9 protein-coding genes are annotated in these 23,526 nt (G+C 68.4%); 8 read left to right on the top strand and 1 reads right to left on the bottom strand.

Going from position 1 to position 23,526, the window contains the following annotated elements; genetic code table 11:
* Positions 1-11 precede the first annotated feature (11 nt).
* From C5F75_RS35375 to C5F75_RS35335, 8 genes are all read left to right on the top strand, one after another.
* Positions 12-5,621: a type I polyketide synthase gene (locus C5F75_RS35375; protein ID WP_104013487.1), complete on the top strand. Its 5,610-nt coding sequence runs from the start codon at positions 12-14 to the stop codon at positions 5,619-5,621.
* The gene (locus C5F75_RS35370; protein WP_181035516.1) at positions 5,618-10,285 is read left to right on the top strand and encodes a condensation domain-containing protein; all 4,668 of its coding nucleotides are present in this window, start codon (positions 5,618-5,620) and stop codon (positions 10,283-10,285) included. Before C5F75_RS35375 ends, C5F75_RS35370 begins: the two co-directional genes overlap by 4 nt.
* Positions 10,286-10,342: 57 nt before the next feature.
* A complete protein-coding gene (locus C5F75_RS35365) occupies positions 10,343-14,704 on the top strand; it encodes a thioester reductase domain-containing protein (protein ID WP_104013485.1) in 4,362 nt (1,453 codons plus the stop codon).
* A gap of 314 nt (positions 14,705-15,018) precedes the next feature.
* On the top strand, positions 15,019-15,795 hold the full coding sequence (locus tag C5F75_RS35360; RefSeq protein WP_104013484.1) for a hypothetical protein: 777 nt from the start codon (positions 15,019-15,021) through the stop codon (positions 15,793-15,795).
* Between the two features lie 497 nt (positions 15,796-16,292).
* Positions 16,293-17,543: a metallophosphoesterase family protein gene (locus C5F75_RS35350; RefSeq protein WP_089466020.1), complete on the top strand. Its 1,251-nt coding sequence runs from the start codon at positions 16,293-16,295 to the stop codon at positions 17,541-17,543.
* A gap of 3 nt (positions 17,544-17,546) precedes the next feature.
* Positions 17,547-21,017: an ATP-binding protein gene (locus C5F75_RS35345; protein ID WP_104013482.1), complete on the top strand. Its 3,471-nt coding sequence runs from the start codon at positions 17,547-17,549 to the stop codon at positions 21,015-21,017.
* 122 nt (positions 21,018-21,139) lie between these two features.
* Positions 21,140-21,664, top strand: coding sequence for an HD domain-containing protein (locus C5F75_RS35340; protein ID WP_059583821.1), 525 nt, complete (start codon positions 21,140-21,142; stop codon positions 21,662-21,664).
* A 9-nt stretch (positions 21,665-21,673) separates the two neighbouring features.
* Positions 21,674-22,351, top strand: coding sequence for a DUF429 domain-containing protein (locus C5F75_RS35335; RefSeq protein WP_104013481.1), 678 nt, complete (start codon positions 21,674-21,676; stop codon positions 22,349-22,351).
* A gap of 124 nt (positions 22,352-22,475) precedes the next feature.
* Here the strand turns inward: C5F75_RS35335 and C5F75_RS35330 are convergent, their stop codons facing one another.
* A complete protein-coding gene (locus C5F75_RS35330; protein ID WP_060967295.1) occupies positions 22,476-22,946 on the bottom strand; it encodes a hypothetical protein in 471 nt (156 codons plus the stop codon).
* Between the last annotated feature and the right edge of the window lie 580 nt (positions 22,947-23,526).

Raw genomic sequence — 23,526 nt, 5'->3', positions numbered from 1 at the left:
GAGTTGTACACATGATCGAGTCCAATCGGGCGCCTGCCGCGCCCCTTACCCCCGTGAAGCAGGCGCTGCTGAAGATAGACGCGCTGCAACGCGAACTCGCGCAGACGCGCAGCGCGATGAACGAGCCGATCGCCATCGTCGGCATGGGCTGCCGCCTGCCCGGCGGCGCGGATTCCGCCGACGCGCTCTGGTCGATGCTCGCGGCCGGCACCGACGCCGTCGGCCCCGTGCCTGCCGACCGATGGACCGATGCGGTCTACGATCCGCGGCCGGGCCGTCGCGACACGAGCTACAGCAGGCATGGCGGGTTCATCGACGACGTCGATCGTTTCGACGCGGGATTCTTCGGCGTGTCGGAGCGCGAGGCCCCGCACATCGATCCGCAGCAGCGGCTGCTGCTCGAATGCACGTGGCGTGCACTCGAAGACGCCGGCTTTTCGCGAGAAACGATCGCGTCGTACCGAACCGGCGTGTTCGTCGGCTCGTCGGTCGACGACTACGCGCGTGTCAGCGAGAGCGTGTCGGGCGACGCGCTCAGCTATGCGCAGACGTCGCTCGGGACCGCGCGGCCGTTCGCGGCCGGACGCATTTCCTATCTGTTCGGATTTCATGGCCCGGCGCTGCATCTCGACACCGCGTGCTCGTCGTCGCTCGTCGCCGTTCATCTGGCGTGCCACAGCCTGCGCACCCGCGAGTCCGATGTCGCATTCGCGGGCGGCGTCAACCTGATGCTGTCGCCGGAGATGACGATCGCGCTGAGCGAGCTTCAGGCGCTGTCGCCGAGCGGTCGCTGCCGGACCTTCGACGCGGCCGCCGACGGCTACGTGCGCGGCGAAGGCTGCGGCGTCGTCACGCTGATGCGGCTGTCCGACGCGCGCGCGCAGGGCAGGCCGATCCGGGCGGTGATCCGCGGCTCCGCCGTCAATCACGACGGGCGCAGCAACGGGATGACGGCACCGAACGGCCGTGCGCAACGCGACGTGATCCGCGAGGCGCTCGAGCACGCCGGCGTATCGCCGGCCGACGTCGATTACGTCGAGGCGCACGGCACCGGCACGCCGCTCGGCGATCCGATCGAGCTGCGTGCGCTCGAGGACGTGTACTGCCGAGATGCGAATCGCACCGGCGACCTGTACGTCGGCAGCATCAAGACGAATATCGGGCACCTCGAGTCGGCCGCCGCGGTCGCCGGGCTGATGAAGGTCGTTTGCGCGCTGCAAAAGGGCGAACTGCCGCGGCACCTGCATTTCGATACGCCGACCGCGCACGTCGACTGGCATGCCAACCGCATTCGCGTCGCGACCGAGCATGCGGCATGGCCGTCGTCGCGACCGGGCCGGCGCGTGGCGGCGATCAGCTCGTTCGGCATGAGCGGCACGAACGCGCATCTGATCGTCGAGGCGTGGGAGGAGGCGCGCGCTGCGGAACCCGATGCGGACGTCGCGCCAGCCGGGCACGCGCGTCACGACATCTGGCCGTTGTCCGCACACACGGCGCCGATGCTGAAGCAGACGATCGAAGACTGCGCGGCGCACGTGCGGGCACACGCATCGTTGGCGCCCGACGCGGTCGCCAGCGCGCTGCGCGTCGCGCGCGACAGTCATCGGCATCGCGTGGCGATCGTCGCGGATTCTCGCGACGCGCTGCTCGATGCGCTGTCGGACGCGGCGCGGGCCACGGCCGTCTTGGGCGGGCAGCCCGGCGGCGCGCGCGACCGCCTTGCGTTCCTGTTTACCGGCCAGGGCGCGCAGCGCGCCGGGATGGCTCGGCAGCTCTATCGGGACTTCGCGCCGTTTCGAGACGTATTCGACGCGTGCGACGGTCATATCGAGGCGCAAGGAGAACTGTCGCTCGCGGATGTGCTGTGGGGCGACCATCAGGACCGGATAGACGATACGCGTCACACGCAGCCCGCGATGTTCGCGCTCGAAGTCGCGCTCGCGCGCTTGTGGATGCACTGGGGCGTCGTGCCCGACGTCGTGATGGGCCACAGCATCGGCGAGTACGCGGCTGCGTGCATCGCCGGCGTGTTCTCGATCGAGGACGGCTGCCGCCTCGTGGCGGCGCGCGGGCGCTTGATGGATACGCTCACCGCGCCGGGCCGCGCGCTCGCGGTGTTCGCCAGCGTGCGTCACGTTGCCGATGCCGTGCGCGACTACCCCGGACGGGTCGCGATCGCCGCGGACAACGCACCGGAGAGCGTGTTGGTGTCTGGCGACCCGGACGCCATCGAATCGATCGCGCGGCTGTTCGCGTCGCGCGGCATCGCGACGAAGGCGCTGGCGGCATCGCGCGCATTCCATTCGCCGCTGATGGAGCCGATGCTGGCCGAATTCGGCGCGGTCGCCGCGACCGTGCGGTATCGCGCGCCGGCGATTCCGATCGTGTCCAACGTGACGGGGCGATTCGAGGCCGAGCGCCTGTGCGACCCCGCGTACTGGGTCGAGCATGTCCGGGCCACGGTGGCCTTCCGCGCGGGTGTCGGCGCGCTCCTCGACGACAAGGTGACGACGCTCGTCGAGATCGGGCCCGGCAAGACGCTGTCGAGCCTCGTCACCGCATGCATGGCGGAGCGGGCAGACCGTGACAACGTGATCGCGCTGCCGTCGATGAACAGCGACGGGCGCGAGACCGAGCAGTTGTTGCGCGCATTGGGCCATGTCTACATGTTCGGCCGTCGTGTCGACTGGCATGCGTACGAGCGCTCCCGCACCGGTGTGCCGATGCGGCAGGCCGCGCGCCGCGGCGTGCTGCCGCCGTACCCGCTCGAAGCATCCCGTTACTGGGTGAATGCGCGGGAGCCGGCGCAGCGGGCGCACGTGCTGACGCGCGCGGCCGACCCGCGTCGGGCCGCCGATCGCGGCGTGCTGGGCCGGCGCCTCGCGATCCCGGGATCGGACCCGCGTCGCTACGAGAGCCAGGTGTCCGATCGGCATCTGCCGTTTCTGGGCGGGCACCGGGTGCATGGGCAACTCGTTTTCCCGGCGGCAGGGTTCGTCGAGGCGCTGCTCGATGCCGCATCGCGACGCGATGGCGCCGACGCGGCATCCGCGGCCGGCCGCTGGCTCGTCGCGCAAGCGGTGTCGTTCGATCACGCGCTCACGCTGGAGCCGGGCAAGGCGGTGACGTTCGGCACCGTCGTGCACGCGGCCGGTGCCGAACAGCCGGGCGACGAAGGCGCGCGGATCGACATTCACGCGTGTCACGACACGGCCGCCGCCGAGCCCGAATGGACGCTGCAATGCGCCGCGCGGATCGGGACGGCGCACGTCGTCCCCGACGTGCCGGCGCTCGACGCATGGCGCGCGCAATGCCGCGACGCGTTGCCCGTCGACGGCTTCTACGCGCGCTTGCATGCGACCGGCCTCGCGTATGACGGCGCGTTTCGCTCGATTCGCGCGCTGTCGCGAGGCGGCGATGCGGCGCTGGTCCGAATCGACATGGAGCCGGATGGCACGGACGACCTCGTCCGCATCGTTCATCCGGCGCTGCTCGACAATGCGTTTCAGGCCGTCGCGGGCGCGCTGTGGGATGCGGAGCTGAACACCGCCTTCGTGCCGAGCGGCATCGAACGGATCGCCTGCTTGCCGATGGCCGGCGTGCGTGCGGCGTGGTGCGCGGTGCGAGCCCGGGTGAAGCGAAGCCTGGCCACCGCGGATCTCTGGTTATACGACGACGCGGGCTGCTGCGTCGCCGTCGTCTCCGGACTGCGGCTGATGGCCGTCGACTCGCGCCGATTTCAACCGGCCGCGCGGCCTGTCGCGCTGAACACGCTCGTCTGGCGCCCGCTTGCGCTCACGCATGAAGCGGCCGGCGCACGCGCGAACGTCGTGCTGATCGGCAACGGTTCCACACTGGATGCGATGCTGCCGCGTGCATGTGACGGCGCCGGCGACGCATGTGCGATCGCGGCGCTGCCGGCCAACGACTCGTTCGACGGCGAGGACGGCGCCCGGCGCATTCGCGCCGCGCTCGACGAGGCGCTCGCAGGCCTGGATGCGCGACCCACCGTGCTGCTCTACACGTGGCCGTCAATCGACGATGCGACATCGGAAGACGAGCTCGCCGCTGTCGGCGCAGCTTACCGGCGTTTCGCGAACGTCTGGCGCGAAGTGCAGTCGGCCCGCTGGCCGGAGGGCCCGCCGACCGTATGCATCGTGACCCAGGCGGCGCAGCGCGTGCCGGGTATCGACGTGCGCGTGTCGCCGTTTCAGGCGGCCGCCTGGGGCATCGCCCGCAGCCTGATGCACGAGAGCGGCGACATGCCGGTGTTGGCGGTCGATCTGCCGGCGCCGGACGCGACGTCGTGCGTGAACGCGCTGGCTGCGCTGGCGGGCGCCGCGCAGAGCGGCGAGACGCAGTTCGTGTCGCATGGCGACGCCGTATACGTCCCGCGGCTCGTCGCACGCGACGCCGGCGCGGCGCAACCGCTCGCGCGCGGCGCCTATCTGGTGACGGGCGGGCGCGGTGCGATCGGCACGCGGGTGATCGAGCAGTTGATCCGCAACGGCGTGCCGAAGATCGTGTCGGCCAGCCGTCAGTTGCCCGCCGACAGCGAACGCGCACGGCTGGCCTCGATCGCCGAGGCGCACGGCACGATCGTCGAATTCGTGGCGGCCGACGTCGCCGCGGCCGCCGACGTGCACGCGCTCGTCCATGCGCTCGAGGCGGATTCCGCGCATCCGCTCGTGGGCGTCCTGCATGCGGCGGGCATGCTGGATGACGGCCTGCTTGCCACCCAGCCGATGACCGACGTATTGAAGGTGCTCGCGCCGAAAGTCGCGGGAACGTTGAATCTGCATCGCGCGACCGCGCATCTGCCGCTGCGGCACTTCGTGTCGTTTTCGTCGATCGTGGCCTGCATCGGCTCGCCGGGACAATGTGCGTACGCCGCCGCGAACGCCTACGTGGACGCGCTGACGGCGTTGCGCAACCAGGACGGCCTGCCCGGACACACGATGAACTGGGGCCTGTGGGGCGGCAACGGGATGGTCGATCAGCTCGACGCGCGGCAACTGCGCCGCATCGCATCGTTCGGCCTCGAGCCGATCGAGCCGGACGTCGCCTTGCGCCTGTTCGACACGCTGGTGGCCGAGCCCGACGGGCAGACGCAGATCTGGAGCGTGGACGTCGATACGTTGATCAAGCGCAGCCCGAGCCGGGCGATGGGGACGCTGTTGTCCGCGCTCGTGCCGGCGGCGCCGCCGGCGAATCGCCCGGCCGGTGCCGGCCCCGACTTGCGCGAGCGCATCGCGGGGTTGCCGGACGACGCGCGCATGCAGGTGCTGCGCGGACACCTGACCGATGCGATCGCCGCGACCCTGCATACGTCGACCGAGCGGATCGCGCCGGATATCCCGCTGATCGAGCTCGGGCTCGATTCGCTGATGGCCGCGGAATTCCGCAATGCATTGCGCGGCGAGCTGGGCGTCGACGTCCCGTTCGGACGATTGCTCGAAGGCGCGACCATCGACGACGTCGTGCGCACCATCGTGGCGACGCTCGATCGCGGCGAGCCGCGGGCGCTCGATGGCACATCGCCGCCGCGGGCCGCGGACCGGATCGACGTGGTGTCCGCAGAAGCGACGTTCGGCGTGGAAATGGAAGGAGGAGAGCTGTGAGCTCGATCGAATTCATCAACGAACTGGCCGGGCGCGGAATCGAGCTGTGGACCCAGGACGGCAAGCTGCAATACAAGGCGCCGAAGGGCGCCGTGACACCTTCGCTCGTCGACGAGCTGAAGACCCACAAGGCGACGCTCATCGCGCTGCTCGAGCAGTTTGCGGGAACGGCGGGCACCTACCCGCTTTCGTTTGCGCAGAAGTCGCTCTGGTCGCTCCATCAGCTCAATCCCGACAGCGCGGCATACAACGTGACATACGCGACGCGTCTCGACGACGACGTCGACCTATCCGCGCTGCGCCGCTGCGTCGACTATCTGATCGCGCGCCACCCGATCCTGCGCACCGCGTACCGCGTGATCGACGGCGAGCCGCGTCAGCAGGTAGGGTCGCAAGCGCGCGCCCAGTTCTCGGTCGATCGCGTGTTCGTGGCCGACGAAGCCGCGATCCGCCGGTGGATCGACGAAGAGTCGAATCGCCCGTTCGACCTGACGCAGTCGCCGATCCGCCTCAAGCTGCTGCTGAACGAACACGACGGCGCCGACGCGATTCGCGTGGTGCTGCTGTTGAACGTTCACCACATCGCCGCCGATTTCTGGTCGCTCGAGATCCTGCTCAACGAGCTGCGCGCGCTTTACCGGCTCGCCTGCGCGGGGGAGCCGCTGAAGTTGCCGCCTCTGCCGGTGCAGTACAAGGATTGTGTCGAACACGAGCGCGCGCGGCTCGACGGGGCGGACGGCGAGCATCTCGCGGCGTTCTGGCGGCGCGAGCTGGCACACGGATTTCCGGTGTTGAGCCTGGCGACCGACCGGTTGCGCCCGCCGCGCAAAACCGAGCATGGCCGCATCTACGACCGGCCGCTCGGAGTGGCGCTTTCGCATCAGGTGCGCGACACGGCCAGGCTGCTGCGGGTGACGCCGTACATGCTGCTGCTCGCCGTCTATCAATTGCACCTTCACCTTCATACCGGGCAGGCGCGATTGATGATCGGCGCACCGACTTCCGGGCGCAATGCGCCGGGCAGCGAAAGCGTGGTCGGTCATTTCGTGAACACGGTCGTGCTCGCGTGCGAAGTCCGGCCCGAGGATTCGTTCGACGCGCTGCTGCGACGCACGCGCGACATGATGCTGCGCGTGCTCGATCACCAGGATTATCCGTTTCCGCTGCTGGTCGATGCACTGCGTCCGGCGCGCGATCCGAGCCGATCGCCGATCTACCAGGTGATGTACAACTGGAACCAGGCTCGCGGCGATTTCGCCGCCGAAGGCGGGAGCGGCGCGCCGTTCTATCGCGAACGCCTCGCCGCATCGAGCACCGGTACGCGCGGAGCGACACACGACCTGACGCTCAACGTGCAGGATCTCGGCGACGACTATCTGACCGCCTGGACGTTCAATACGGATCTGTTCGACATCGGAACGATCGAGCGATTCGCGAGCCAGTATGCGCACCTCGTGGGACAGGTGGTGGCCGACGCGAGCCGTCCTTTGCACCAGTACGCGCTCGCGGCCGAGCCTATTGACGATGCGCGAAACCGCATTGCCGCGGCCGATGCGTTCGTCGGCCGCGCCGGTTGCGCCGAATCCGATATGACGCAGGATGCATCGCGCGTGGTCTGGCAATTCGACGATCGCGCGATCCGCCACGGCGAGATTCACGATGCGGTTCGCGCCGTTCGTGCGCAACTGGATGCCGCCGGGATCGGTGTCGGCAAACGCGTCGAGCTCCGGATGCGCAGTGTCGCCGAGCGCGCGGTCGCGTTGCTCGCCATCCGCGCCGTCGGCGCGTGCCATACCGTGTCGGGCGACACGGCCGACGCCGTGTGCCGCGGGCGTGGCGACGGCTGGTCCGGGTGGGAGATCGACGCGATCGACGTGGTGCATGCGCGCGATGTCGCCGCGCGTGGCGACGGCGTTGCCGCGGGCGAAGCGTCGGCGGTCGAGCCGCTGCTCGACTATGTCGGTCGACTGCTCCATCTCGACGCCCACGCAACGGTGCTCGTTCCGCATGGCGCGCATGGCGGGCTGTCGGCAGTGGCGCTGGCCCGGGCCGTGGTGGTCGGCGGCGCGGCGCGACTGTCCGGGCGGGCGTCGATCGAAGCGCTTGCTTCTGGCGATCCGGCGGTCGCGAAGATCGCGTACGCCGAACTCGACCGCTTGCTCGCGGACGGCCCGTCGCTCATCCTGCCGTCGCTTCTGTTGCAGCGTGCCGATGTTGCCGGCATCGGGCGAGCACGCGCGCTCGTGGCTTACGGCGAGCATCCGCACTCGTTGACGTCGTTCGCCGCAACCAGCCGGGCACCCACAGCGGCGTACTTCGTCCCGGTGCGGTGCGCGGACGCCGGTTCGGCGCTGTGCGCGTTCGCGGCGGGGCCGGCAGGCTGGCAATTGCTGGCGCCGTCGTATCCGGGGCGCATTGCGTTCGCGCTCGGCGCGTCCGGTACGTTCGCCGACGATCGTCAGGCCGGAACACTGCATTTCTTCGACGGCGAGTCCGTCCGCGCGTCGGTTGGGGGAGCTTCAATCGAAACCGCGCCACCGGACCGGATGCTGATACCCACCGGCGTGCCGGTCGTCCGCCGCGGCGACGCCCTGCTGTGCGCGGATCCTTCGCTACGGGTCGCGCATCACCGGCCCGTGCCTATCGAGATCGGCACGGTCGAGCAGGCCATCTCCGCGGTCCCCGGCGTGGCCGCCGTCGCATGCGCGTGCGTCGTTCAGGACACACAGGAAATGCTGGTCGCCTATCTCGTCGCGGATGATGGCCACGCGGATGCGCATGCACTCGAAAACGCGGTTCGTTCGGCATTGAAGCATGCGTTGCCGGATTCGATGCACCCTGACGCGATCATGGTGCTCGACCGGCTGCCGCTCGACGCGGGCGGCGCACTCGATGCAAGCGTGCTTCCGCCGCCTCGCGCGCGCGAGCGGGGCGACCGTAGCGCGTCGACCGACATCGAACGCAAACTCGCCGCGATCTGGGCCGACGTTCTCGGCCAGCCGTCGGTCGGCGTCGATCAGGACTTCTTCGAATTGGGCGGCGATTCGATTCTCGCCGCGGTCATCGTATCGCGGGCCGCGCTCGACGGCATGTACTTGAAGCCGCAGGACATCTTCCTGCATACGACCGTGGCGGGTCTGGCGACGGTGGTGCGCGAGACGCCGGGTCTCGACGTCGATCAGGGGCCCGTGCATGGCGAGACGGTGCTCGGTCCGGCGGCGCAATGGTTCGTCGAGCGCGTCGACGTCGATCGGTCGCACTTCAACCAGGCGCTGCTCGTTCCGCTCGGGGAGACGCCCGACGCGAACATCATGGCCGAAGCGCTCCGCGTCGTCGTGCGCCATCACGACGTGCTGCGCTCGCGTTTCGTCGCGCACGGCGACGGGATGCGGCACGCGTTTGCCGGCGACAGCGGCGCCGAGACCGTCGATTTTGCGATCGTTCCGTGTATCGACTCGGCCGGCCGGCATTGCGAACGCACGTGGCGCGCGGCGATCGACGCGGCGCAGAGCGGCCTCGACCTCGAGGGCGGCCGGCTCATGGCGGTCAGATGGCTCGAAAGCACCGGCGTGTCGAGCAGCCGGCTACTGATCGTCGTCCATCACATGGCGATCGACGGCGTGTCCTGGAGCATCCTGCTGCAGGATCTGGCCGATTGCTATCTGCGGCTGCGTGCCCGCACGGCGGCGGCGTTGCCGCCGAAGACGAGCTCCGTGAAAGCATGGGTCGACCAGTGGCTTGCCCTGGCGCAGGGCGATGCGCTCGACGACGATCGTCGCTACTGGCGAAGCGTGAACGCACGGGTGCACGACGTGCTGGCCGGGCCGAAGCGAGTCGCGCTGATGCGTCACGGGCTGACCTCGATCGTTCAGCATGCTTATCAGGAATCGTCGCTCAGTTGCGCGATCACGCTCGATGCGGATCTGACGCACGCGTTTCGAACCACGGCGCCGCGTGCCTATGGAACCGACGCCAACGATCTGCTCATTGCCGCGCTGCACGCGGGCTTTCATGCATGGAGCGGCTGCGACGCGCTGCTGGTGGACGTCGAGGGGCACGGCCGGGACGCACTCGGCGACGCGGTCGACCTGAGCCGCACGATCGGCTGGTTCACGTCGATCTATCCGGTACTGATCGACACGCCGGCTACCGTCGCGGATCCGTCGAGGCTCATCAAGTCGGTCAAGGCACGACTGCGCGAGGTGCCGCGCAAGGGCGCGAGCTATGGCGTGCTCCGCTATCTCGACACGAAGCCGCAGGCTGGCGACGAGGCACTGACGTCGTTTCCGCGGGCGCCGATCCTGTTTACCTACCTCGGTCAACTGGAGCAATTGTCGGGGCCGTCGTCGCCGTTGTACGGCGGGCCGCCCGAACCGGCGCCCGGCATCCGCAGCCCGCGCCAGCGGCGCACGCACCTGCTGGACATCGTCGCGTACGTGTCGCGTGGCAGGCTGACCGTGGAGGCCGGCTTCTTCGGGGTGCCGGGCGTCGACGAAAGCATCGGCTGCCTCATGTGCCGCGTCGAGGAGGCGCTGACGAAGCTGATTCGTCATTGCAGCGCCGACGGAGCGGGCGGCCTGACACCCGACGACGTTCCTCAACTCGATGTCGACCAGGATGCGCTCGACGCGCTGTTGAATGAAATCGACGCACTCGAGCGCTGAACGAGGCGGCGCGCGATACCGCGCGTTCGTCGAGCATGACCGCAACAGGAATTCAGGATGACCCGAAACGTCGACACGATTTACCCGCTCACGCCTCTTCAGCGAGGCATGCTCCACCATTCGCGACTCGATCCGGCCTCCGGCGTCTACGTCGAGCAATTTTCCTGCGTGCTGCACGGCTCGCTGGACCTCGAGCGATTCCGCGGCGCGTGGGAGACGGTCGTGCATCGCCACGACACACTCAAGACCTTGTTCATTCGCCTGCATGAAGAGCAACCGTTGCAGGTCGTCCGGCATACGGTCGGATTGCCGTTCGAGGTGATCGACTGGCGCGATCGGGCGGCCGACGAGCAAGCCGACCGATTCGAACAGTTGCTGGCGAGCGATCGTGCGCGCGGCTTCGATTTCAGCGTCGCGCCGCTGATGCGCGTCACGCTGATCCAGCTCGGTCACGAACGGCATCGATTCCTCTGGACCTATCACCACGCGATCCTCGACGGCTGGTCGATGCCCTTGCTGCTCGGCGAGGTCTTTCAGCGTTATTCACGTCCCGACGCGCCGCTTCCAGCGATCGCGCGCGACTATCGCGACTACGTTGCGTGGCTGCGCACACGGGATGGCGACGGTTCGCTCGACTATTGGCGCGATCTGTTGCGCGGCTATCGCACGCCGGCGGGATTCGCGCCGTCGGTATTTCCGGCGCCGGCAAGCGATGCCGCAGCCGGCGCCGAGGCGCGCCGCACGCGCTCGACGCGGGTCGAGACGATGCCGGCCGAATGGATGGAGACGGCCGGCCGGGCATGCCGCGTCGCCCGCGTGACGCTCAATACGCTGTGCCAGGGGGCGTGGGCGATGCTGCTCGCGCGCTACGGCGGCTGCAACGACGTCGTCGGCGGCATCGTCGTATCGGGGCGTGCCGCGGAGGTGGACGGCATCGAACGCATGGCCGGCTTGTTCATCAACACGCTTCCGTGGCGCGCGACGCTCGACGGCGAGCTCGATATGGCCGACTGGTTGCGACGCTTGCAGGCCGATACGCAACGGCTGGAACAGCATGCGCACAGCGCACTCACCGACGTATTGAAATGCAGCGAAGTGCCGCGCCAGCAATCGCTCTTCGACACGCTCTACGTATTCGAAAATTACCCGGGCCGCGATGCGTTCGATCGGCTCGCCGCGAGTTGCGGGTGGCGGATCGACGACCCGCGTGCCGTCGAGGAAACGAGTTACGCATTGGCGCTCGTCGTATTGCCGACGGATACGCTGACGTTCCAGTTGACCTACGATACGGCCCGATTCGATGCGGCGTTCATTGAGCGCATGGCTGCGCAATACCGCGGGCTACTTCAAATCCTGGTCGGCGCGACCCCGCGAAAAGTGGGCGATCTCGTGCTCGATGCAGGATCGTCGACGGGGGCCGGCAGGGCGTCCGACGCATCCGAACATGCGTCGATCGGCGGCGCGACGTTGTCGGCGCGGATTGCCGCGCATGCCGCTCGCGCGCCGGATCAAATCGCCTTTTCCCGGCTGGACGCCCGCCATTCGCCGGTCGGCGCGCACGGCGTCACCTATGGAATGATCGCCGATCGCGTGCAGCGCGCCGTTCGCCAATGGCGGCGTTTCGGCTATCGGCCGGGCGAGCGCGTGCTGATCGCATGCGACGACCCCGTCTCCGGGCTGGTGTTGCTGCTGTCCGGGCTGACGTATGGCGTCGATTGCGTGATGACCGACCCGAACCTGCCGTCGTCCGCGTTCGATGCGGTCGTCGATGGCGGTTGGTCGCCGGAACCGCTGCGAAGCTGCGTGACGACCGCGCAGCATACGCCGTTGACCGGTGTGATGTGTTACGTCTTCGACGAGCAGGACCCGATGTACGGGCAAATCGACGGTACGCGCGACGATCATTCGGATCCGGGGCAGGGCGCCTGTTCGTTGCTGCGGCGCGATGTCGATGGCGACTGGCGCGTCATCCGTTATACGCACGCACAACTGATCGAAGCCGCGCGCGCGTTCGAACGGACGTTACCGGGCGGCACGTCGCGCGATGTCGCGTTGGGCGAGGGGCCGCTGTCCCATACGGCGTTGTGGGCGGTACTGGGCGCGCTGAGCGCCGGATTGTCGGTGCATCAGCTCGCAAGCGCCGGCGATCCCGCGTTTCTGCCGCGAGCGGCGTCTCCGGATGCGCACTGGCACGGTATCGTCCTGAGTCCGGAGGCGACGCGTCACATCGTCCGCGCATCCTCCGCCCTGTCGGCCGGCGCGCTTCGCACCGACTGGATCATGGCCGACGCACGCTCGCTGACGCGTGCGGACGCCGCGCGACTCGCCGAGCTCGCGCCGCGCGCGCAACGCTTCCGGCAATTGTGCTGGCCCGCGTGGTCGCTTCCGCATGCGGTTTCATCGGCCGACGAATTCGATCGCTTCGAATCGGGCGTGGTGTCCGCGGATGAATCGGTGTTCGTCGCCGACACCCATCTGAACCGGGCCGGTACGGACGCGCTCGGTACGCTCGTCGTGTCGGGGCATTCGGTACCTGATTCGATGTTGCGCAACGGCAAGCCGGACCGTGGCAGCCTGACCGTCACGCGCGACGGTACGTGGCTGCGCACGACGCTTGGCGCGTGGCGGACGGAGCGCGGCTGTCATACGCGGCTGCCCGACCGGAGCGCATGTTCCGAGGAATGGACGGCGGACTGGCTGGATGTCGAAGCCGACATTGCACGGCGCGCGGGTGTCGACGAGGTCGCGCTCGTGGAGCGGATCGCCGAAAGCGGAGAATGGGACTATGCGCTTTTTCATCAGGACGCGACGGCCGACGCCGCGGACATCGCGCGCCGGCTGGCCGGACAGCGCGGCGTGCCGGCACTGTCGGCCGGCGCGATCGTCGCGCTCGCCGCTTTGCCGCGTTCCGCGACAGGAAGGATCGACCGCGTCCGGCTCCTGTCCGGCGACGTCGAGGTGCGCAAGCACGATCGCCATGCGGCGCCTCGCGACATGGTGGAAACGGCGATTCACGAAATCTGGTGCGGCTTGCTCAAGCAGCAACGCATCGGCATTCACGACAATTACTTCGATCTCGGCGGGGATTCGCTGCAGGCAACCGTGATGCTGTATCAGATCGGCGAGCGGCTTCAGCATGCGATCGACATGGAAACGCTGCTCGCCGCGCCGACGATCGCCGGTCTGGCTGCCAGTATCGCGAACGGCAATGTGCGTCGCGATACGGCGATCGTCGATTTGCCGGGTGAAGCCCGGCTCGACCCGGCAATCGAGACACGGCAGCCGTATTCGTGGCGCCCTTATCGCACGGTGCTGCTCACCGGCGCGACGGGATTCCTGGGCGTGCACCTGCTTCATACGCTGCTCGCGACGACCGACGCACGCGTGATGTGCCTGGTTCGCGCCGACGAGCCAGCGGCGGGCGTACGACGCATCGAGGCCGCGATGCAGTCGCATGGCTTGTGGGAAGCGCGGCACCGCGATCGGATCGTCGCCGTGCCGGGTGACCTTGCCGAGCCGAACCTCGGTTTGTCGGCGGCGGCATTCGACGCGCTCGCCGCCGAAATCGACGCGATCTACCACAACGGGGCGTTGGTCAACTTCGTTTATCCGTACGCGACGCTGAAGCAGGTCAACGTGCTGGCGACCCAGGACATCATCAGCCTGGCGAGCCTGCATCGAGTGGCGCCGATTCACTACGTGTCCACCGTCGGCACGCTCGACCGTTATTCGGACGCGTTGCCGGAAACGCTCGCCGTGCCGTTCCACGAACACCTGACGAGCGGCTACGAACAGAGCAAATGGGTCGCCGAGCAATTGCTCGCGCAGGCGCACGCGCGCGGCGTTCCCGTCACGGTATATCGTCCGGCGCGGATCGTCGGGCACGCCGTGAGCGGGCGGATGAACCTGGACGACCTGTTCTGCCGATTGATCAAGGGCATCATCGTGTTTGGAAAGGCGCCGCGCGACGTCGGATTCGACAACATCCTTCCGGTCGACGTCGTCAGCCGGATCATCGTACGCGCGTCGCTCGACCCGACCGCCGCAGGGCAGGGCGTGCATGTGATCAACCCGCGCTGGAACTCGCTCGACGCACTGGTCGATTTCATCGAGGACGAAGGGTTCGCGATCGAACGCATGAGCTACGACGCGTGGCTCGCGGCGCTGGCGGAACATGTCCGGCAGGACCCGGCGCATCCGCTTTCGATGCTGATCCCGGTCCTCAGAAAACTGAACCCCGTTGCGGATCCGACGGTCGGGCGCATTCTTCCGATCGACGTCACCCAACTGAAGCGGCTCGCGGGTGACGTGCTCGCATCGAGCCTGCGTCCGGCAAACGACTGGTTGCGTACGTTCTTCGACTACTTTTACGAAGACGGTTTTCTCGAGCGCCCGCATGAAAGGCTGGCCATCGCATGACGGGCGGCTCGCCGGCGCGGCCGGGCGCAAGACGATGAGCTGAAGCCGGCGCCGTCGGGCCGCGACGAGCGATCCTCGTCGAATGGCGGGTGCCGGGAAGTATTGCATTCGATCCATCCCCGGATCGGGGCACCCCCCTGCCCATTGCCCGCGTGCCATGCTTAAATAGCAGGGCTCCCGACAGCCGGCCGCCGCGATGGCGGCGCCGGCCGGCACGGGCCGGCATGTCCGATCGACACCGTGACGACAGACGATACGAAAACGCCGCTCCGGCGCGCCCGGCGCGGTCCGATAACATTCCGAGGCATCACGTCATGACCCTCCTGTTCCGTCTGCTCGCGCTCGCCTGCGCGCTCTGGCTGGCCGCCTGCGCGGCGCCGCCGCCGTCTGCGCCATCGTCGAGCGCCGCCGCGCCGGCCGCCGCACCGGCCGCCGGCGAACGCCGCGGGCTCGGTACCGCGTGGGGCGAATCGGTGCGATCCGAAACCCGGCAGGTCGAATTCGAACGCGCGGATCTGGCGAATCCGACGGATCTCGCGTCGGTCTACTACAACGACGTGCTGCCCGGCCATCTTTCCGCGTCGCAGGTGCGCCGGCTGCCGACCCGCGTCGCACTCGCGAACGGCGACATCGCGCTGTCGTTTACCGACGAGAAGGGCGCGCCGCTGCGTCTCGCGCGCAGCAACGGCCGCTGGCACATGGCGGGCGTCGAGGGCTCGCGCTACATGATCGTGTTGCGCAACCAGGGGCGCCGCGCGTTCGAAGTCGTGTCGACGGTCGACGGGCTCGATGTACGGTCGGGGCGGCCGGGCAGCTATACGAACGGCGGCTACGTGCTGTATCCGGGCCGTACGCTGACGATCGAAGGCTTTCGCAAGAGCCGCGACGAAGTCGCCGCGTTCCGCTTTGCGGCCGTGCCCGACAGCTATGTCGCGAACGCGAAGTACGGCGATGTCGCGAACGTCGGCGTGATCGGCGTCGCGCTGTTCGCGCAGAAGGAAAACGACGAGGACGCACTGCGCCGCAATGCGAATCCGTTTCCCGGCAACGACAACGGCTATGCGCCGCCGCCCGTTCCGCGCGGCGAGTAACGGCATGTAGCCGGGCGCCCGCGGGGCATCGCGCTGCCCGCGGGCGATTCCGTGGGTTTTCCTGCCGCCCGTTCCATGCCGTGCCGTTACCGTTTCGCTTCGCTCGAAACACGATCCGAAGCGCAATCGCCCCTACCGCACGATTGCGCGGCCACCGTTTCGTGAGCGGCCCGTTCCACGGCGCGCGGTTTTGCCGTCGCCCGCCCGTGCTGCGGCACAATGTCGGTTCGTGCCGGTATCGCGTGCTTGCCCACCATCCGGACCGACGCGGAACGGCATGTCGCGACCCGCTTTCAGGTACCATCCCGACCCGCTTGCAACAGGCGGCATGATCCGGTCCGGCCGCCGCGCCGCATGTGTCGCATGTATCGCATGTGTCGCATGTGTCGCATGTGTCGCATGTGTCGCGCCCGGCCCCGCGGCCGGTGGCACGACGATGGACGGGACGAGCCCGTGCGAGCGGCGTCGCCCCTTCGCCATGAAACAGAGGAACCTTCGTGAAGTTCATCCACGCGGCAGACATTCACCTTGACAGCCCGTTGCACGGCCTGAGCGCGTATCCCGACGCGCCGGCCGCGCAGTTGCGCAACGCGTCGCGCGAGGCGCTGCGGCAACTCGTGGATCGTGCGATCGAAGAGGAAGTCGCGTTCCTCGTGATCGCGGGCGACCTGTACGACGGCGACTGGAAGGATCACAACACGGGCATCTTCTTCGGCCAGCAGATGGGGCGCCTGCGCAAGGCCGGCATCCGCGCGTTCGTCCTCGGCGGCAACCACGATGCCGAAAGCGAGATGACGAAGAAGCTGACGCTGCCCGACAACGTCACCGTGTTCGGCCACCGCAAGCCGGAGACTTTCACGCTGCCGGAATTCGACGTCGCGCTGCACGGGCAGAGCTTCAAGGACAAGGCCGTCGTCGACAATCTCGCGATCGGCTATCCGGACCCGGTGCCCGGGTACTACAACATCGGCGTGCTGCACACGGCGCTCGAAGGGTATGCGGCGCATGCGAACTACGCGCCCTGCACGCTGGCCGAACTGCACGCGAAGGGTTACGACTACTGGGCGCTCGGCCACGTGCACGAATTCCAGCAATGGACGGGCCCGTCCACCGTCGTGTTTCCCGGCAACCTGCAGGGGCGCCATATCCGCGAGACGGGCCGGCGCGGCGCGGTGCTCGTGACGGTCGAGCCAGGCAGGACGCAGGTCGAGCGCCTGTATCTCGACGTGCTGCGCTGGGAAGCCGTGTCGGTTGATGCGTCCGATTGCCTGTCGGTGGCCGATCTGTCGAGAAAGATCGGCCAGTCGCTGGAGGCGCTGTTGACGGTCGACGGCCACGTGCCGCGCGCGGTGCGCGTCACCGTCACCGGGCGCACGCCCGCGCACGGCCTCTTTTTCGGCCGCGCGCCGCAGTTGCGTGCGGAGGTGCTGAACCAGATCGGCATCATCGGCAACGAGCGGCTGTGGCTGGAGAAGGTCCGGCTCGCGACGTCCGCCGCCGATCGGCAGCCGGGCGAAAGCGAGCCGCTCGAAGCGCTGGAGGACCTGAAGCAGATCCTGGCCGACGCCGCGCACGATCCGGATTTCCTCGCGCTGCTCGAACGCGACCTGAAGCCGTTCGTCGGCAAGGTCCGCAGCGACGTGAAGGAGGACGTGCCGTTGCTGACGCTGGCGCGCGCGGGCGAACTGACGGCGCTGGTCGAGCAGGTCGGGCCCGCGTTGCTCGCGCGGCTGGCGAGGGGGGAGTAAGCGATGCGCATCCGCCAGCTCGATCTGATCAAGTACGGCAAGTTCACCGACGAGACGCTGCGTTTCCCGTCGGCCGGCGAGGATTTTCATGCGATCGTCGGGCCGAACGAGGCCGGCAAGTCGACGATCCGCACGGCCGTGTCCGAGTTGCTGTTCGGGATGAAGCTGCAGACGCCGCTCGATTTCCTGCACAGCACGCCCGAACTGCGGATCGGCGGCGTGCTGGAGAGCGGTGCGGGCGAATTCGTGTTCCACCGTGCGCGCGGGCGCAGTCCGTTGCGCACGCCTGCCGACGACAAGCTGCCCGACGACTATCTGGCGTCGATTCTCGATGGCGCGACGCGCGAATTCTTCGAGCAGATGTTCGGGCTCGATCACGGGCGGCTGGTCGATGGCGGGCGCAGCATTCTCGACGCATCGGACAAGCTCGGCCAGGTCCTGTTCGAATCGGCTGCCGGCGTCGGCAGCCTCGGGCCGGTGCGCGAGGAGCTCGACGCGCGCGCGCTCGAATTGTGGGCGCCGCGTCGCAGCGGCAGCGCGTTTGCGCTGGCCGAAACCGCATTCAACGAAGCCGTGGCCGAACTGAAGGCGGTCCAGGTGCGCACGCGCGACTGGGTCGATCGCAAGGAAGCGCGCGAAGCGGTCGAGCAGCAGATCGAGCAGGCGCGGGCGGAACAGCGCCGGCTCGAAGGGCTGCGCTCGAAGCTCGAACGCGTGCGGCGGCTCGCGCCGTACCTGAAGGAGCTGACGGTCAAGGATGCGGCGCTGGCCGAACTCGGCGCGGTGATCGAGTTGCCGCCGACCGCGTATGCGGATCTGCTGAAGGCACAGGGCGATCTCGCGGCCGAGCAGAAGGTGCTCGAGGAGCGGCGGGCCGACCTGCTCGCGAAGCGGCAGGCGCGCGATGCGATCGCCGCGGACGTCGACGCGTTGGCGCTCGAAGCCGATATCGAGGCGCTCGATCGGCTGCGCGCCGCGTGCACGAATCACGCGCAGGATCTGCTGTTGCTCGGCGCGGACGTCGAGCGGCACCTGTCCGCCGCGTTGTCGGCGGCCGCGCAGCTCGGCTGGCCGGCGGACGAAGCGTCGCTGCGCGCCGCGTTGCCGACGGCGCTGTCGCTGAAGACCGTCGCGAACCTGCTGCGCGAACACGGCGCGCTGCACCAGGCGCTCGCCGGCGCGCGCGAATCGCTCGACGAACGCACACGCGAGCTGGCGCAGGTACGGGAACAACAAGCGCGCCTGTCGACCGTCGACGTGCCGGAAGCGTTGCGCGCGGCGCTGGCCGATGCGCAGGGCTTTCGCAACAGCGGCGCGCGCGAGCAGGCGCTGGCGCATGAAATCGCGGCCGCCGAACGCACGCTGGCCGGCGCGCTCGACGCGCTCGGCCAGTGGCGCATGCCGGTCGATGCGCTGCGTGCGCTCGACGTGCCGTCGGCGGCGCGGCTCGGCGCGCTGCTCAAGGAAGACAGCGAACGTGCCAGCGCGGCCGCTGCCGCGCGCGACGCGCGGGATGGCGCGCTCGAAGAGCTCGAACGGCTCGAACTGCAGGAGAAGCATTTCGCGGAGAACCACAAGGTCGTCACGACCGCCGACGTGCTGGCGGCGCGTGCGCGTCGCGACGGCGCGTGGGGCGAGATTCGCAGCGGCGCCGTCGAGCTCGCCGCGGGCGCACCGGCGCTCGACGACGCGATGCGCTTGGCCGACGAGCTCGTCGATGCGCAACTCGGCGCGACCCAGGCCGCGGCGACGCTGCAGTCGCTGCGCCAGCAGGTCGAATCGGCGCGTGCCGGCGTTGCACGCAGGCAGGCCGCGCTGGACGAACGCGAGCGCGAGCTCGCCGCGCATCGTGACGCGTGGGCCGCGCTCGCGACGGCGGCCGCGGTGCCCGGCATGCCGCTGGCGGCGATGGGCGACTGGCTCGCGAAGCGCGACACGGTGTTCGCCGCGCAGGCCGATCTCGATCGTCAGCGCCGTGAATTCGACACGATGTGCGCTGCCCGCGCCGGCGCGGAAGCCGCGCTGCGTGCGGCGCTGTCGAAGGTATCGCGAGGCGGCGAGTCGGACGGGCTGGTCGCGCTCGTCGCCGTCGCCGAGACGTTCGTCCAGTCGGCCGAGAAAGCGGCCGCGCAGAAGGACAGCCTCGACGATCGTGCGCGGGAGGCCGAACGCGGGTGCGCGACCGCGCGTTCGCGGGTCGACCACGCGCAAACGGCTTACGACGCGTGGCAAGCGCAATGGCGCGACGCGCTGGCCGACGCGAAACTGTCCGCGAGCGCGACGACGCTGGCCGCGGCGGAAGGTGCACTCGGGCTTGCGAACACGGTGACGGCCGAACTGGCCGATGCAGATGCGCCGCGTAACCGGATCGCCACGATCCGCGCGGAGCTGAACGCGCTCGAGGCCGGCGCACGGCGGCTTGCCGAAGCGCTCGCGCCGGAATGGCTGGCGAGCGGCGACTGGCTGGACGTGGCGCGCCGGCTGACGATGCGCCTCGCGGCCGCCAGGGAAATCGCCCGTGCGATCGATCGTGCCGACGAGGCCGTGCGGCAGGCCGACGGCAAGGTCGCGGACGCGGCTGCCGCGGTGGCCGGCGCCGACGCGCGCATCCAGCCGCTGCTGCAACTGGCCGGCGTCGCGTCGATCGACGCGGCGCTGCCGCTGGCCGAGCGCTCGGATCGCCAGCGCCAGCTTCGGCAGGCGGTCGATGCCGCGCACGACGCGCTGGTGCGCGACGGCGACGGGCTTTCCCGGTCCGCCGTCGAGGCCGAGGTGGCGGAACAGGACATTGCCGACGTGCCGGCGCATCTCGAAGCGGTGAAGCAGTCGCTGGCCGATATCGGCAAGCGGCTGAACGAGTTGGCGCAGCAGCAGGTCGTGGCCGACCAGGCGTTCGGCGCGATCGACGGCCAGGCGAGCGCGGCCGTCGCCGAGTCGAAACGGCAGGAGGCGCTGGCGGCGATGGGCGACGCGGCCGAACAGTATCTGGAGGCGGCCACGGCGAGCCGCTTGCTGAAGTGGGCGACGGATCGCTACCGCGACCAGAAGCAGGGGCCGATGCTCCGGCGCGCGGGCGAGATTTTCGCCGGGCTCACGCTGGGTGAATTCGCGAAGCTGACCGTCGATACCGAGCGGACGCCGCCCGCGCTGTATGCACGGCGCACGCGGGGAACGTCGGTCGAGGTCGCGGGGCTGAGCGAAGGGACGCGCGATCAGCTGTTCCTCGCGCTGCGGATCGCGGCGCTGGAGTTGCAGCTCGGCAGCCGCACGGCGCTGCCGTTCGTCGCCGACGATCTGTTCATCAATTTCGACGATGCGCGTGCGAAGGCGGGGCTCGAGGCGCTGCGCGATCTGTCGACGCGCACCCAGGTGCTGTTTCTGACGCACCACGACCACCTGTTGCCGCTCGTGAGGGACGTATTCGGCGCGCGCGTCAACGTGGTCGAGTTGCAGCGCGCGCCGGCCGGCGCGTGATGCGGGGCGCGTCGGGATGCCCGCGCACGGGAACGGGCGGTGCGTACAGGTAGTATGAGCGGTTCCGAAACGCACGCGGCCGGTTCAACGGTCGCGGGTCTGGCCACACGAGGGGTGAGAATATGAAGAAGCTGGTAGCCGCGATTGCGTTCGCGGCGGACAAGCATCGCAATCAGCGACGCAAGGATGAAGAGGCGTCGCCGTACATCAATCATCCGATCGCGCTCGCCGACGTGCTGGCCAACGAGGCCGGCATCGAGGACGAGCGTGTGATCGTCGCGGCCGTGTTGCACGACACGGTCGAGGATACGGAGACGACCGAGCAGGAGTTGCTGCGGCTGTTCGGCAAGGACGTGGCGGACATCGTGATGGAAGTCACCGACGACAAGTCGCTGCCGAAGGACGAGCGCAAGCGTCTGCAGGTCGAGCACGCCGCCACCATCAGCCGGCGCGCGAAGCTCGTGAAGCTGGCCGACAAGATCTGCAACCTGCGCGACATCGCCCGGCATCCGCCCGCGGACTGGCCGCTCGAACGCAAGCAGGCGTACTTCGACTGGGCGAAGTCGGTCGTCGATCCGATGCGCGGCGTTCATCCCGGTCTCGAGGCGATCTTCGATGCCGCGTACGCCGCACGGCCGGCGGACTGAGGCGCGCGCATGCGATCGGTCCGATCCGCCGCACGGCAACCGGCCGCGGTGGCGGGTGTCGACGTCGGCGGCGACAGGAAGCTGTGCGATCTCGTGATCCTGCGTGGCTCGACGATCGTCTGCCAGGAAGCGCGCATCGCGCCCGAGTCGCTGCCTTCACTGTGCCTCGCCCATGATGTCGTCGCCGTCGGCGTCGACGCGCCCAGCCTGTGGTGGACGGGGAGCGGCCGCCGCGCGGCCGAACAGGCGCTCGCGCGCGAACGGATCTCGTGCTTTCCGACGCCGTCGCGGGAACAGGCCATCGCGAGCACGTCGGGCTTCTTCGACTGGATGTTCATGGGCGAGCGCGTCTACCGTGCACTCGCGCACGCCTATCCGTTACTGACCGACGCGCGCTACGCGGGCGGGCGCGCGAGTTTCGAAACCTATCCGTATGCGATCACCTGCGCGATGCTGGGCAAGGCCGTGGCGTCGGCGAGGCAGAAGCGCAACCAGCGTCGGCAATTGCTGGAGCGGCTGGGGATCGATGTGTCGACGCTGCGTTCCGTCGATGCGCGAGACGCCACCTTGTGCGCGTTGACGGCGCAATACGTGATCGACGGCAACGCGCATGCGTATGGCGATGCGGCGGGCGGTTATATCCGCGTGCCGATGATGAGCGAGACGATCGTGCTGGATGCGCCGTAGCGGCGACGCGCGGTTCCGGGCTAGGCGGCGAGCGCGGGGAAGCCGTTTCGTGCGGGAGGATGAGAACGGCTGTCGGCGGGCACGACGTGAAGCTCGTGCAGCGCGTGATTCCGGCTGAGCCTGCTTAATCCTCGAGGATGGATTTCGGCACGCTGGACAGGTCGCAGGCTTGGGCGTGCTCGAAGTAGCTGTCCGCATCGTCGATCATCACGACCGCGACGTCGATCAGTTCGTCCAGCCGTTGCAGCAGCGACTCCCGCCACTCGATGTCTTCGTCGCGCTCGGGCGCCTTGTCCAACTGCTCGATGATCGAGTCGGCCGTTTGCAGGAATGGAATCGCCTGCTGATAGTTTTCGATTGAAACCAGCGCCGCATTGCGCGCGCCGACGAGCTGCTCGCGATACGTGTCCGCGAGTTCGGATTCGCCGCTGATGCGCGGCAACATGTCCGAGATGCGTTGCAGAAGCGGCGGGACCTGTTCTTCCAGCTGGATCGCACGCTCGCGCAGAGCTGCATATTCGTCGCGAAGGTCGGTGTCGCCGGGTTGAGTCGTGCTGTCCATCATCAATATGAGTGCGTGGTTCGGTCGCGGCATGATACTCGACCGCGCCAGGTTCCTTGCCCGTTCCACCTCTTTCTATATACAGGAGGAAAGAGAGGTGTTCGTCATATCTTTGGAGGGCGGCGCGCGTTGTTCTTTCCGGCCCGTCGAGCCCAAGGCCTCCGTGCGCGACAGCGTACGGAGGCTTTTTCAAGCTTTCTTCACAAAGAGCTTGCGTGGATGGGGGGCGGGTGCTTAGAATCACGCCTCTTTCGCGCTACCGGAAACGCGGCGCGGGAGGAAGGGAAGCAGTGCTGTTGAGGTTCGGTGGTAACGAGCCTCGGTGGTGCAGGAAGGTGAGCCCCGCAGTCGCAACGAAGTCGTTCAGAAAGTTGTTGACGAGCTGCGAAACACGGTTCATAATCTCGCTTCTCTGCTGCTGAAAACGCAGCGCTGCCGGGAAACGCGGAGTTCCTCGCAGAAACGCTCTTTAAAAATTAACAGCCGATAAGTGTGGGCGCTTGATGAAAGCGAGCTGATCCTCGGATCAGATAGCGAAAGTATCAAGAGTCTCACACTAAAGTAAGTCAGGTTTATGAAGTGATTCATATTCCTGTCAGCTTTGAGTGAGCGA

The organism is Burkholderia anthinoferrum, from assembly GCF_002925705.1.
In the GTDB taxonomy this organism is placed as follows: Bacteria; Pseudomonadota; Gammaproteobacteria; order Burkholderiales; family Burkholderiaceae; genus Burkholderia; species Burkholderia semiarida.
Note: the sequence above shows the minus strand (reverse complement) of the source record. Positions and strands in the feature narration are given on the sequence as shown.

Excerpts from the sequence above, each read along its gene's own strand:
- C5F75_RS35360 (WP_104013484.1), top strand. The coding sequence starts at position 15,019 with ATGACCCTCCTGTTCCGTCTGCTCGCGCTCGCCTGCGCGCTCTGGCTG.
- C5F75_RS35330 (WP_060967295.1), bottom strand. The coding sequence starts at position 22,946 with ATGCCGCGACCGAACCACGCACTCATATTGATGATGGACAGCACGACT.
- C5F75_RS35340 (WP_059583821.1), top strand. The coding sequence starts at position 21,140 with ATGAAGAAGCTGGTAGCCGCGATTGCGTTCGCGGCGGACAAGCATCGC.
- C5F75_RS35335 (WP_104013481.1), top strand. The coding sequence starts at position 21,674 with ATGCGATCGGTCCGATCCGCCGCACGGCAACCGGCCGCGGTGGCGGGT.
- C5F75_RS35345 (WP_104013482.1), top strand. The coding sequence starts at position 17,547 with ATGCGCATCCGCCAGCTCGATCTGATCAAGTACGGCAAGTTCACCGAC.
- C5F75_RS35375 (WP_104013487.1), top strand. The coding sequence starts at position 12 with ATGATCGAGTCCAATCGGGCGCCTGCCGCGCCCCTTACCCCCGTGAAG.
- C5F75_RS35365 (WP_104013485.1), top strand. The coding sequence starts at position 10,343 with ATGACCCGAAACGTCGACACGATTTACCCGCTCACGCCTCTTCAGCGA.